Annotated in this window: 13 protein-coding genes; 7 read left to right on the top strand and 6 right to left on the bottom strand. The window is 47.5% G+C overall.

What is annotated here, in order from left to right; all coding sequences use genetic code 11:
* Positions 1-10: 10 nt before the first annotated feature.
* Together CWI76_RS06065 and arcA are read left to right on the top strand one after the other, a co-directional pair.
* Positions 11-1,657 (top strand): HAMP domain-containing sensor histidine kinase, encoded by a 1,647-nt coding sequence (locus tag CWI76_RS06065; RefSeq protein WP_126759472.1) that lies wholly within the window; start codon positions 11-13, stop codon positions 1,655-1,657.
* Positions 1,658-1,766: 109 nt separating this feature from the next.
* Entirely contained in the window at positions 1,767-2,522 is a 756-nt protein-coding gene (arcA, locus tag CWI76_RS06070) for a two-component system response regulator ArcA (protein ID WP_092856363.1), read from the top strand.
* On the opposite strand, the gene CWI76_RS06075 is transcribed toward arcA, so the two are convergent.
* Positions 2,502-2,858, bottom strand: coding sequence for an Hpt domain-containing protein (locus tag CWI76_RS06075; RefSeq protein ID WP_126759473.1), 357 nt, complete (start codon positions 2,856-2,858; stop codon positions 2,502-2,504). The two genes, arcA and CWI76_RS06075, sit on opposite strands and share 21 nt — an antisense overlap.
* Before the next feature lie 140 nt (positions 2,859-2,998).
* On the opposite strand from CWI76_RS06075, the gene folE2 reads away from it, so the two are divergent.
* The 5 genes from folE2 to CWI76_RS06100 all read left to right on the top strand — a co-directional run bounded on the left by folE2 (position 2,999) and on the right by CWI76_RS06100 (position 8,663).
* Positions 2,999-3,937, top strand: a complete 939-nt coding sequence (folE2, locus tag CWI76_RS06080; RefSeq protein WP_241967977.1) for a GTP cyclohydrolase FolE2 — start codon at positions 2,999-3,001, stop codon at positions 3,935-3,937.
* Between the two features lie 92 nt (positions 3,938-4,029).
* Positions 4,030-5,043: an adenosine kinase gene (locus CWI76_RS06085; RefSeq protein ID WP_126759474.1), complete on the top strand. Its 1,014-nt coding sequence runs from the start codon at positions 4,030-4,032 to the stop codon at positions 5,041-5,043.
* A 165-nt stretch (positions 5,044-5,208) separates the two neighbouring features.
* Complete coding sequence (gene ahcY / locus CWI76_RS06090) at positions 5,209-6,573, top strand: adenosylhomocysteinase (RefSeq protein WP_126759475.1); 1,365 nt, start codon at positions 5,209-5,211, stop codon at positions 6,571-6,573.
* 96 nt (positions 6,574-6,669) lie between these two features.
* Positions 6,670-7,227, top strand: coding sequence for a GNAT family N-acetyltransferase (locus CWI76_RS06095; RefSeq protein WP_126759476.1), 558 nt, complete (start codon positions 6,670-6,672; stop codon positions 7,225-7,227).
* A 23-nt stretch (positions 7,228-7,250) separates the two neighbouring features.
* Positions 7,251-8,663 carry an NAD(P)/FAD-dependent oxidoreductase gene (locus tag CWI76_RS06100; protein WP_126759477.1) on the top strand — a complete coding sequence of 471 codons (1,413 nt, stop codon included), beginning with the start codon at positions 7,251-7,253 and terminating at the stop codon, positions 8,661-8,663.
* Between the two features lie 92 nt (positions 8,664-8,755).
* Here the strand turns inward: CWI76_RS06100 and CWI76_RS06105 are convergent, their stop codons facing one another.
* The 5 genes from CWI76_RS06105 to folA all read right to left on the bottom strand — a co-directional run bounded on the left by CWI76_RS06105 (position 8,756) and on the right by folA (position 13,285).
* The gene (locus tag CWI76_RS06105; protein WP_126759478.1) at positions 8,756-9,916 is read right to left on the bottom strand and encodes an ABC transporter permease; all 1,161 of its coding nucleotides are present in this window, start codon (positions 9,914-9,916) and stop codon (positions 8,756-8,758) included.
* Positions 9,913-10,647 carry an ABC transporter ATP-binding protein gene (locus CWI76_RS06110; RefSeq protein ID WP_126759479.1) on the bottom strand — a complete coding sequence of 245 codons (735 nt, stop codon included), beginning with the start codon at positions 10,645-10,647 and terminating at the stop codon, positions 9,913-9,915. The genes CWI76_RS06105 and CWI76_RS06110 overlap by 4 nt, the downstream gene beginning before the upstream one ends.
* 10 nt (positions 10,648-10,657) lie before the next feature.
* Positions 10,658-12,157 carry an alpha/beta hydrolase gene (locus CWI76_RS06115; protein ID WP_126759480.1) on the bottom strand — a complete coding sequence of 500 codons (1,500 nt, stop codon included), beginning with the start codon at positions 12,155-12,157 and terminating at the stop codon, positions 10,658-10,660.
* Between the two features lie 91 nt (positions 12,158-12,248).
* Positions 12,249-12,626: a DUF3718 domain-containing protein gene (locus tag CWI76_RS06120; RefSeq protein WP_157980809.1), complete on the bottom strand. Its 378-nt coding sequence runs from the start codon at positions 12,624-12,626 to the stop codon at positions 12,249-12,251.
* A 149-nt stretch (positions 12,627-12,775) separates the two neighbouring features.
* Positions 12,776-13,285 carry a type 3 dihydrofolate reductase gene (gene folA / locus CWI76_RS06125; protein ID WP_126759482.1) on the bottom strand — a complete coding sequence of 170 codons (510 nt, stop codon included), beginning with the start codon at positions 13,283-13,285 and terminating at the stop codon, positions 12,776-12,778.
* Between the last annotated feature and the right edge of the window lie 140 nt (positions 13,286-13,425).

Consider the following 13,425-nt stretch of genomic DNA (forward strand, 5'->3'; position numbering starts at 1 on the left):
TGTAGCCTTCATGACGCTTAAAGTTAGCTCCATAAAACGCAGTGTTACCAGCCTCGTTATCTTAATTACAACGATTTCGGTGGCGTTGGCGTGCCTGGTGCTTAGCTTTAACTTTATTCATGATACCCATCAACGGTTGTTACGTCAGACCGATGAAGTTGCCAGTTTTGTTGCCGCCAACGCCAATGCATTCATGGTTTATAACCAAGCGGATTCGGCCGAACGATGGTTAAAGTCATTTAAAAGCTCGCCACTAATTAAGCACATCCACTTGTACCGCCATGATCCTGACAGCGATTCACTGAGCTTTTTTGCGAGCTATTACGCTGAACAAGAAGCGCCAATTCCGGTTCGCTTCGAGCGAGCGAAAACACTTATTCAGGCGCGTTTTACTGATAACTATGTGGAGTCGGCACGTCCGCTTATGGTTGAAGATTCGCTGCAAGGATATGTGTATATACGGACCTCGCGTACCGATTACGATCAGGCACAAGTATTCTCGCTAGCGATTAGTATTGCCATCACCACCGCCAGTTTAATTTTAAGTTGGCTTATGTCACTTTGGTTGCGTCGTATTATCACGCAGCCGTTAGATGAAATGGTGGAGAGCATTCAAGACATCGCGCGTGATAAGCAATATGATACGGCGCTGCATGAATTTGAGTTACAAGAGCTCGACCGTGTCGCCAACGCATTTAACTCCCTATTAAGCCGTATACAGCAGCACATTAAACGCCAAGAGCAAGCTGAACGTCAGGCCAGCGATCTTAACGCAGAGCTTGAATTGCAAGTAAAGCAGCGCACACAAATGTTGTTTGAATCGAACCAAGAGCTGCAACAAGCACTCGCTTCTGCCCACCAGTATCAAAACGAATTGGTGCAAGCTGAGAAGATGCAAAGTTTAGCGAAATTGGTATCTGGCGTCGCACATGAGGTTAATACGCCGGTTGGTTTAGCAGTGACTTCAACGTCCATATTGCAAGATCACTTACTCAGCATGAAACAAAAATTTGCGGAAAAGAAGCTCACCAGCCAGGAGTTTCAGCGCTACATGACCTCATTCGATGAAAATTTAGCGCTGATAAGCCGAAATATTCGGCGCACTGCTGACCTGATTAGTAACTTCAGCAAATTATCGATGGATCAGTTTAGCGACGAAGATCGTCCGGTACTTATTTCGAAATTCTGGGCGGAAATTGAACAAAGTTTGCGCAATCGTCATCCTGAATTAGCGAACGTGCAACTTGTCGCAGAATTCCCTGACGAGCTAACCGTTAGTGTACGCCCGGGGCCTTTGAATCAAGTGATTAGTCAGTTAGTTCAAAATGCTTTGCAGCACGCGTTTACACATACGGCTCAACCCAGAATTAAATTTGAATTTAACTATCACGCAATGGAAGATAGTGCTGAGCGAGGTGAACTCGAGTTGAATTATTCCGACAACGGTGATGGCATACCAGATGAATTGATCAAAGTAGTCTTCGACCCGTTCGTTACTACGAAACGCAGTCATGGCGCGGCAGGCCTCGGTTTGCACTTAGTTTATAACTTGGTAGTACACGCCTTGCAGGGGCAAATTAGTCTTGCAAGCCAATCACAGCAAGGCACTGAATTTCATATCACAATGCCGGTACGCCACGTCGCTGCGAGTAAGTAAACTTTTGTAAGAATAGTTGCATGAATATACAGCTATATATAAAATCGCATGCTACACTATATTTCATTACCAAATTTCAACACATGTTAACAGATTCTTGGAACCATCTATGAGCGCCAGATTACTAATCGTTGAAGACGAAGTTGTTACACGCAATACACTCACGCGCCTGTTTCAGCAAGAAGGCTACGATGTGTTCGACGCCGCAGATGGCATGCAAATGCAACGCATCATGGCGCGTCAACAAATTGACCTTGTCATCATGGATGTCAACTTGCCGGGCAAAAGTGGTATCGAACTCGCAGAAAAATTGCGCGAGAACGACAACATTGGCTTAGTTTTCCTTACTGGCCGTGATGCTGAAGAAGACCGCTTGCTTGCACTCGAATTGGGTGCTGATGACTACCTCATCAAGCCATACAACCCAAAAGAATTGATTATTCGCGTACGCAACTTATACCGCCGTATCGAAGCATTAAAGAGCCAACAAAAAAATGTTGGTCACGACAGTGTCGTCTATGAATTTAATGGTTGGCGCTTAGAGAGTGATAGTCGCTGCTTGTTCTCGCCAGATGGTAAAATGTTCCGTCTGCCGAAAAGCGAATATCGCGCGATGGAATTATTCTTAACGAATCCGGGTAAGATTTTAGATCGCGAAACGTTGGTGAAGAAAATGCTGGATCGTGAATTGCGACCAAACGACCGGACGGTCGACGTTGCTATTCGCCGTATCCGCCGTCACTTTGAGGCTCAGCCTGATTCGCCGAACCTCATCACGACTATTCATGGTGAAGGCTATCGCTTTATTGGTGATGTCTCAATTCAACACCTTGAGCAGCCATCGTTAAATGCCCCGAGCATGTAACCAACGACGAAGCTGATGCTGGTGCAGTGGCAATTCAACCGCCCACTGCTCCAGCAGTTCATCGGCGTCGCCCCAATGCCACTCTTCTCGCTCTAAGCGTTCCATTTGATCCGCAAGCTGTCTAAGCCCAACTGAACGACAAGCGCCTTTGACCTTATGTGCCTGCCGGCGAGTTTCTGCTTCATCGCGTTTTTTTACGACATGCTGCAGGTGATCTAAATAACCGGCAATGTTGTCACTGAAGGTATCGTACATTTCATGCACACCTTCATTACCAAGTAGTTCATGGTATTGCTCTAAAAGCTTTTCATCCAACATCGTGCTGTCCTTATCCATATTTTTCGATTCACCTAATCGAAAACTTTTCCTTTGGTTATAAACCCAATCTGGCAAACTACCGTATTGAGCATAATTCTTGTATACTATCGCCCCCTTTCGCAGGGAACAGTATTTTTAACGTTTGGAGCCGTACAAGCATGCCAACAGCTACACCAACAATGATGCCAGATATCGCCAATCAAACTCGCGCGCAAACCGAGGGTAAACTCGATTGGGTCGGCATGAGCAATATCGAGATGCCACTGGTGGTCGGTGCTGCACAAGAACCTGAGCGCCCAGTGAGTGCTCACGTTGATGCATTCGTCAATCTTACCGATCCAAAAGCGAAAGGCATTCACATGTCTCGCTTATACCTGCTGTTGGAAGATTTATCAAACAACGACGTGCTCAGCCATCAGTCGCTTGGTAAATTATTGCATGACTTTATAGATAGTCACGATGGGCTTGCAGATCAAGCTTACGTGAAATTTAGTTTCGACTATCACCTGCGTCGTAAATCGCTGATCAGCAAAAAACAGGGTTGGAAAGCCTACCCTGTCACTGTGACTGGGCGTTACGATAATGGCAAATTGAACCTCGAACTAGGCGTTGAAGTGCCGTATTCAAGTACCTGTCCGTGTTCAGCAGCTCTTGCTCGACAGTTGATTCAGGATGCCTTCGCAAATCAATTCGGAACGGATAGCGAAGTTGATGCTGAACTCGTTCATCGCTGGTTAGGCACAACCCAAGGTATCGTCGCGACACCTCATAGCCAACGCTCTGTTGCTCAAGTGAAAGTGATTATGGGCGACAACGTGTCTGAACTGCCAATCATTGCGCTCATTGATGCGATTGAAGATGCATTGAAGACCCCTGTGCAAGCAGCGGTGAAACGTGAAGACGAACAAGAGTTCGCACGCTTAAACGGCCAGAACCTAATGTTCTGCGAAGACGCTGCTCGCCGTCTGCAACATGCATTGAATTTGCAGACGCAATTCTCAGACTTCTGGGTGCGCGTGAATCACTACGAATCACTGCACGCTCATGACGCTGTGAGTATTACCACCAAAGGCGTGCCTGGCGGTTACAAAGCTTAACCAATTTATCGACCTACTAATCCGGCTGCGGTATACTTTGCGGCCGGATTTTTTTGTTTTATAACCTAATGAAAACCTTATACGAGAAAGGCATGGAACCTATTGATATCGTTGGAATTGGCAACGCGCTCGTTGATCAGGAATTTGAAGTCACTGACGAATTTCTACAGCAGCATCAAATTGAAAAAGGCATGATGACGCTGATAGAAGATGAGGACCAAGAGCGACTAATTAAACTCTTGGCTCAGCGCGGCGAACTTAAAAAGCAATCTGGCGGTGGTTCTGCAGCCAACTCGTTAGTTGGTTTTGCCCAGTTTGGTGGCAACGCATTTTACTGTTGTAAAGTTGCTGATGACCAAGCCGGTAAATTTTATTGTGAAGACCTAGAACAGGTCGGCATTACCACGAATACAGGTAGCCAAAAGCACGAAGGCAAAACCGGTCGTTGTTTGGTGATGGTGACCCCTGATGCCGAGCGTACTATGCGCACCTATTTAGGTATCACCGCTGATTTATCAGTTGATGAGCTAGATGAAGATGCGATTGCACGCGCTCAGTACCTGTACATTGAAGGTTACTTGGTCACCTCAATGGTTGCTCGTGAAGCAATTACTCGCGCCAAAGAGATCGCCCGCGCTAACGGCACCAAAATAGCCGTAACCTGTTCTGATCCCGCCATGGTGAAGTACTTCCGTGACGGCATTGATTTGATTCTTGATGGCGGCGTTGATGTGCTTTTTTGTAATGAAGAAGAAGCTGGGATCTTAACTGGCACCACTGACGTACAAGAAGCGCTGCAACAATTACAACAACACGCTGATTTGGTCGCCATTACACTTGGCAAAAACGGTGCTCTGTTAGGTGATGGCGAACGCCAAGTTGTGGTACCCGGTGTGAAAGTGAAAGCGGTAGATACCAACGGTGCTGGTGATATGTTTGCTGGGGCGATGATGTATGGTTTAACGCATAACTATTCGTTAGCTGCATGTGGTTTGTTAGCCAGTCATGCGGCGGCGGAGGTGGTGTCGAATTTCGGCCCGCGTTTGAGTCTTGATCGGCAGCAGCAGTTGTTGATTCGCTTACAGCACGAACCAGAATTCAATTAAAAGAAAGAGCGTTATTCGTTGTTCGTTATTGGTTATTCGAGAAAAAAAGCGAATGACAGCAGTTACCGCACAGAAAAATGTGCGAATCGCTATGAAGAGTGAACCAGCGAGCAGAACTGCGAATAACGAGCAACGAGTAACGAATAACGAATTAAGAGGTTTTATATGCAAGATTACAAAGTCGCAGACATTAGCTTGGCCGATTGGGGCCGCAAAGAAATCGCAATCGCTGAATCAGAAATGCCAGCGCTAATGACCATCCGTCGTAAATACGCAGACAGCAAGCCATTGTCTGGTGCGCGTATCATTGGCTGTATTCACATGACCATTCAAACAGCGGTATTAATTGAGACGTTGATTGAGCTAGGTGCAGAAGTGCGTTGGTCATCTTGCAATATTTTCTCGACACAAGATCACGCGGCGGCAGCAATGGCTGCGGCGGGCGTGCCGGTATTTGCTTGGAAAGGTGAAACTGAAGAAGAATACGAGTGGTGTTTGGAGCAAACTTGCCACAAAGATGGCGAGTTGTGGGATGCCAACATGATTTTGGATGACGGTGGTGATTTGACCCTGTTGATTCATGAAAAATACCCGCAAATGCTCGACAAAATTCACGGTATCACTGAAGAAACCACCACGGGTGTACATCGTTTATTAGAAATGCTGAAACACGGCACCTTGCGCGTTCCAGCTATCAACGTGAACGACTCCGTGACAAAGTCAAAGAACGACAACAAGTACGGTTGCCGCCATTCACTGAACGACGCGATTAAGCGTGCGACCGACCATTTATTGTCGGGTAAGAAAGCTCTAGTCGTTGGTTATGGCGATGTAGGTAAAGGCTCAGCAGCCAGCTTGCGCCAAGAAGGCATGATCGTCAAAATCACTGAAGTTGACCCAATTTGTGCGATGCAAGCGTGCATGGACGGCTACGAAGTCGTGTCGCCATACATTAACGGCGTCAACACCAATTCCGCCGAAGGCATCAACCGTGACTTACTGCGGAACATTGATCTGATCGTTACCACCACCGGTAATGTCAACGTGTGCGACCGCTACATGCTCGCCGCATTGAAATCTACTGCTGTGGTTTGTAACATCGGTCACTTCGATAACGAAATCGACACCAAATTTATGCGCGATAACTGGCGCTGGGACGAAATAAAGCCACAAGTTCATAAAATCTATCGCAGCGACGATGACAACGATTATTTGTTGCTATTGTCGGAAGGTCGTTTGGTGAACTTAGGCAACGCAACGGGTCATCCAAGCCGTATTATGGATGGTTCATTTGCTAACCAAGTACTCGCGCAAATGCACTTATTCGAAGAGAAATTTGCTGACTTGCCAGCTTCTGAAAAAACGGCCAAGCTTCGCGTTGAAGTACTGCCGAAGCAACTCGACGAAGAAGTTGCACGTTATATGGTGCAGGGTTTCGGCGGCGTGATGACGAAATTGACGCAGCAGCAGGCGGATTATATTCATGTCGCTGTTGAAGGGCCATTCAAGTCCGACGACTACCGCTACTAAAGACAAAAGCGATATTAGCACTTGGATATTAGATATTAGCGATTTCGCTCTTACTAATATCCAATATCTAATATCAAATATCGAACTTGGTTTTTTATGATTGAATACAAGCAACTGACGGCCGCCGATTACGCGGCCGTAATTGAATTAGGCAACCGCGTTCATGGCGACAACTATTTGACGCCAGAATCACTTGCTGACTATGACCAGCGTGGGCGCGTTGGCGACATCAATTTAAACTGGCTGGCCTTTGCTGATGGCAAATTGGCGGGTATTCGTTTGACTTTCGCTCCGGGTAATTGGGATATCGATGGTCACTGCAGCCCTTCTAAATGGCCTGTGCCAGCTGCGCAAATTTGTTACTTTAAATGTGTCGCGGTTGATCCTGATGTTCGCGGTGGTGGCATTGGTCGCGGTTTACTGCAACGTTCGATTGCTGAAGCCAAGAAACTTGGTTGTAAAGCAGGATTGGCGCATATTTGGATGCAAAGCCCTCAAAATGCGGCTTTTGAATACTTTACCCGCTGCGGTGGTGAGCTGATTCAAGAACACGATAAACGTTGGTATGATCTTTCGATTAATGACGGGTACCATTGTCCTGTCTGCGATGGTGTGTGTTATTGCACCGCTGGTGAAATGGTACTGAAATTTTAATTTAACTAAGGCCTGGTGCAATAATGTACGACCCTCTCCACGATAAAAATCCAGGCCCAAATCAACCTTACCCGGCAAGTTATTGGCACGCTCACACTCAAACTGCTTGGCCAGCTTGCTCTGAAACGTTACCGGCAGAAGCCGATATTGTGATTATAGGTGCCGGTTATACGGGGCTAAATGCCGCCCTTGAGCTTGCCGAACGATACCAACAACGCGTCGTTGTCGTTGAAGCCAATCAGCTTGGCTGGGGCTGTTCAACACGCAATGCTGGCTTTGCCATGCCTGGTACTGGACGCTTAGGTTACGTCGCTTGGAAGAAGCGTCGCGGTGAAGCGGTTGCACAAGCCATCCAGAACGAATACCAGCTTGCTTTTAAACGACTTGAACGTCACTTGCAAGCGTGTCCGGAACAACTACAAGTGCAACGTGGCGGCTATTTGAAAATTGCCCACAAAGCATCCGCAATCAATGAGTTAGAGCAACAGTATCAGGCATTGTGTCAATACGAACCGAGTACCAAATGGCTTGATTATGATGCTATTCAGGCACGGGTGAGAAGCCCTCAAGCCTTTGCTGCGGTTCACTTTCCGCAAAGTTTTGGAGTCAATCCACTGCTGTTATTGGCGAGTGTGGCACGTCAAGCATCGCAGGCCGGCGCCACGCTAGTTGAGCACGCGCCTGTTGAGCAGTGGCATACCCAGAGCGACGGGTCGCATCACTTACTCACTGCCAAAGGGACCATTCGAGCTCAGAAAGTTATTGTGGCCACCAACGGTTATACGCCAAACCACTTACATCCAGCAATTCATGGGCGCAGTTTGCCTGTACTCTCGAGTGTGCTTGTCACACGTCCATTAACGGCTAAAGAGCGCACTGCAATTGGTGTCGAGCCACACGAGCTGGTGATGGATACTCGCACACTTAAATATTACTTCCGACTCTTACCCGATGGTCGCTTGCTATTTGGTGGTCGAGGTGCCATTCGCGGCAAAGACGCGCACAAGGAACGCTATCAGCGCAACCTACTGCGCGCGATGGCAGATACGTTTCCAGCCTTGCAGCAGTTAAGCCAAGAGAAGCCTGAATATAGTTGGAGTGGCTGGGTGTCTGTAGCATTGGATGACTATCCGCGCATTTACAGCCCAGCGAAGAATGTTTTCACCAGCATGGGGTATTGTGGTGCCGGCGTTACGTTCACGCAATTAGCCGGACAACGTGTTGCCGAGTTGGCGATGGGCGAGAAATTGCCGCCTTTACCGTTTTACGAGTCGCCGTTACCGAAGTTTCCGCTACCGAGGCTGCGCCGCCTCGGCCAGTGGCTCTACTACATGTGGAACAGCGTTAGTCGTTATTCGTTATTCGTTATTCGTTATTCGTTATTCGTTATTCGTTATTCGTTATTCGTTACTCGAAAAAACGAAAAACCAAAGTGATCACACAAAAATATGAGCAAATTTGTCTCTAATCTCAACAGCGAGACGAACCCACGAATAACGAGTAACGAATAACGAACAACGCTCTTGCTTTAAAGTCCGAAGACGACTTTTTCGCTTGCGAGCATTTTGCCAATAAAGCGAATAATCAACAAACTCACAATCGCCGTCACTACCCCACTAACCACCAACGGCAACCACTGTAATGCCTCGCCCTTGATGATATCGAGCAAAGCTTGGTGCTGCCCGGTTAATGGTAAATAGTAAAGTACTGGATTCTTGAGGCGCGCAAATTCAACGCCAAACACAGCTAACATCGGTAGCATGAGTAAGAATGAGATGTATGTTTGCGCCTCTTTAAAGCTCTTAGCGCGGAAACTTACAAATAGCTGCAGTGCCGTTGCGAATAATGCAAGCGGTGCAAGCATCAATACCATTAACAACATCATTGGCCATTCGATTGAGACACTAATCCCAATATTGTGCAGCGGCAGGAACCGGAAAATAATCGGTATCAATACCACACTCAGTACGCCGCCGAACATGGCAAAACAACTTGCCGCGAATGCTTTACCAAGTACCAACTGGTGTGAACTTAAGGGTTGCGATAACAATAATTCCAGGGAATTACGTTCACGCTCACCGGCGCTAATATCAATAGCAACGTTCATGCCTGAGAAGAACACCGACAACAGGATAAAGATTAACACGCTGCCCATGAGTATGGCTGAGCGAGAACCTTTGGTTGCTGTATCTTGCTTGATGAGATCAATCGGCTGCACCACACGAGGATCAAGGCCTCGCATTTGCATGCGAATAAACGAGAGTTTACTGCTATAACCTTCAATGGCTTGCTCAATACGGCGGATATCTGAGCGTTGTTTGGTGGCACTAAAATCAGCGGTTAATGTCACCGGAGCTGGCGTTGCGCTCGCAATGTCGTCAGCCCAACTTTCACCGATATCGAGTTCTATGGGTTGCTGGCCAGCAGGCCAAGCTTTGTCGCGTTCAACAATACCTTGTTGTTCTAAATAATTAATCAGTGCCGGCGCGTTTTCTGCCCCTTTTATATCAATTTCAACATCGCTGGGATCAGTCAATTGGCTGATCATCACGTAAAAAGCAACCGCCATAAGTAATGGGCCGAAAAATGCGTATGACATCGCCGCCATCACTGAGCGTTTATCGCGAATTGCGTCTTTTAATTCTTTACGCCAAACAATTCCTATTGGACTGCGAACAGACTTGCTCATGCAGCGATTCCCTCATCGGTTCCGATTATTTTTACGAACGCTTCTTCGAGCGCTGATTCGCCAGTTAACTGACAAAGTTCTTCCGTTGTGCCCTGAGCGGCCACTTTCCCTTTTGCGACCACCACCACTTGGTCACATAGCGCTGCTACTTCTTGCATCACGTGGCTGGAAAACAAGATACTGGTGCCTTGACTGCGAAGCTCGCGCAACAAATCGCGTAGAATGCGTGTACTCATGACATCCAAACCGCGACTCGGCTCGTCAAGAATCAGATGCTTGGGGCGGTGGACAATCGCTTGTGCCAACGCCACTTTCATGCGCTGGCCTTGCGAGAACCCGGTTGCTTTGCGGTCGGCGATAGCGAGCATATCTAAGCGCTCAAGAGCCTCCTGCACGGCTGCTTCACCAGTATCTTTATCAAGACCATGCAGGGCGGCAAAATACGCCACCTGCTCACGCGCCGTCAAACGCTCATACAACCCGAATTTATCTGGGAAGATGCCGATGTTTCGACGCGCCTCGAGTGGTTCCTTACTCGCATCGATACCATCAATAAGCGCTTGTCCACTATCAGCTTTAAGCAGACCATAGATCGTGCGTAAACAAGTGGTTTTACCCGCGCCGTTTGGCCCTAACAAACCGGTTATTTGCCCTTCAGGGGCGGTAAAGGTAAGTCCGTCCAATGCGGTGACTTTGCCAAATTGTTTGCGAAGTTCTGTTACTTGAATCATGACGGGTACCTTACAAGCCTTTGCCGTTAGCATTCAGTACAAACGGCAATGGTTTTTGCTGTTGCAAACAACTATCGTCGAGCGCAGCCAAGTCCAATGTATCGATAAATTGCGCAGCTAACTTGTTGGCACAAGTATGACCGGCAATTGTGTGCGAGCCATTCGGTGCGATTAAATGACGACTATTTGATAGCGATTGCGCCGCTAAGGCTCCCCAAGTTGGAGGGGTGACAGGATCTAGACGACCCGATAACAATAAGCTCGGAATATCGCTTTCTACTGGCTCAAACCAAGATTCAGGACGTGGTGCAGTAGGCCAAACCGAACACATCTCGATAAACGCATCGGCAGTACGACTACCAATGAAGTCATTATCGCCGTCTTGCGCTAGCAGTTTATCGGTAGCTCGTGGCAGGTCTTCACTACACAGCACCGATAAGGTTAAACCCATATACATTTCTGATTGCGACATACTACTCCCAATCAAACCAACCAGCGGTGTGTAATTACCACGGTGCGTTTCTTGAATGGCGAACGGAAGCAATTGTCGCGTTACTGGGTGGTAGAGGCCCACCCGCATGACCGAAGTGAAGCGTCCGGCCGTGATTAGAATATCAGTTGGTTCGTTGGTGAGCGGATCGTTCACTGTGAGCGGAACGGGATTCGCTTCCAGTTGAGTCAGCGTCTCTGCATAGATGCTCCGCAGACTTGGAAACGTTTTCTCACACGCTGTTGAGCCCGCACATTGCTCCAGCAATAAATCGAACGAGTCAGCGCCATGTCGACCAAACGGTCCAACAACTACCTCAGGTGGCGCAACTGCGTCCAGCACCGCTGCGCGGACAGATTCTGGCGCTTCGCGCATATAGACTAATCCAGCGCGGGTTCCATACGAACCACCATAAAGGTTAACTTGTTGATAACCCAAATGTTCGCGTACCGCCTCAAAGTCGCGAATAGCGTTCACCGTGTGATACTGGGTCAGGTCTTCTTCCGTGTATTGGGCAAGACATTCGCCAGCTATCCGCGAGAGCTCGATGTCGTCATCCGCTTTCACTAATTCATCGACCTGACTCAGTTCGCAGCCAAGTGGATTGGATTTTCCGGTGCCGCGTTGATCGATTAACAAAATATCACGCTGCTTGCGTACATCGTTGAACATCCGATTTATCATAGCAGCAAGCTCTGTCGCGGCTTGGCCGGGGCCGCCTGCCAAGATCAGTAAAGGGTCCGCTTTCTTATTCTCACTGACCGCCGGCAACACAGCGTAATTGATAGGAATTTGACGCTGATCTGGTTGTTCGTAGTTTTCAGGCACCATGAGCGTGCCGCACAGCACTTGCTCACTAATGTTCTTCAAGTAACATGAAGCGAGCGGCTCCTGCTGCTGCAGTGCCGATTTGGCTTCTTGGGTATCATCTTGAATTGCCGCGAATGCAGCAGTGGCAGTACCAACGTAGAGTGTTCCCCCTAGCAATAATGCTAGAGCAGATATTCCCTTATTTCGCATGATTTGTTATCCGGTTGTAACAACTGTGCTCAGTCTATCCTTTCTATGGGGTAGGTGGAAAGCAACAAACTGTAAAAGTTTGTTTTTGTTTTTACTGGGATACTTGCTGCAGCCGTTCTTCAATCGCTTGACGTATCGTGTTTTGTTCCGGCAATTGCCGAATCCAATTTGCATCGCCAACCTCATATAAGTCATCGATGAGTACACTATGCGCGATAAAGCGGCCAATATCAAAAGAGCCGTTACGCTGAGCGAATTGAATCATGGTTTCGCCGTTACAACGAACGCGCGGGTAGATATCACGAATGCGTAAGCGATATTCGCGTAATTTATTGCGGAAATCGTATGAATTGTTATGACGAATTTGGCTACAAAACAACAATGCCATGTCATCGCCAAAGCTACTCAGCATAGGCTGTGCGCCAACTGACCCACTGGCTAGAACTAACGCTGCACTCAATGTTGTCACGAAGCCCTTTCGAGCTGTCCCAAAACCTTTCATAACCAATCGCTAAATTATTATTTGAAAGGTATGTTAACGACCGATATTGTCATTCGCAACGGATTAAAATGTTATAAAGCGCCCTATATTAACGCAATTTCTACACTTTTATTGCGCTAGCGGTGTGCTCCTACACGCTCGTAAACTTCTGTTACAAATGCGTGTGGATTCTTTTCGTCAGCTGGATGCTCAACCGATTCAACAAGTTCCCAGTTCGCTTGAGCATGATAGTCAGGAAAAAACGTATCGCCTTCAGTCTCGAGTTGAATCTGAGTAAGGTACAACCGATATGCATGCGGCAAAAACTCTGCATAAACGTGACCGCCGCCAATGACCATCAACTCTTCAGTATGACCAGCTGTATGCACCGCTTGCTCTGGGCTGTTGACCCAAATCACACCTTGCTCGTCAGTATAGGGTTGCTGGTATTTGCGACTTAAGACAATGTTGGTACGCCCTGGTAACGGGCGCCCAATCGATTCATAGGTGGTACGCCCCATGACAACGGGTTTACCGAGGGTTATACGTTTGAAGTGCTGCAATTCAGCAGGGAGATGCCAAGGCATTTTGCCGTCTTTCCCGATGACGCGATTGGCCGCCATGGCCGCAACTAAAGCGATATGCATCTCACCCCCATGAATTCAAAAACGATAATAGCTATTGGATATTAGATATTAGCAATACACAAATACCCGATACATCAATCCTAATATCTAATATCCAATAGCTAATATCGAATTCGCAGTTCTAATATCCAATATCCAAT

The sequence above is a fragment of the Pseudidiomarina marina genome, assembly GCF_003987045.1.
GTDB classification, from domain to species: Bacteria; Pseudomonadota; Gammaproteobacteria; order Enterobacterales; family Alteromonadaceae; genus Pseudidiomarina; species Pseudidiomarina marina.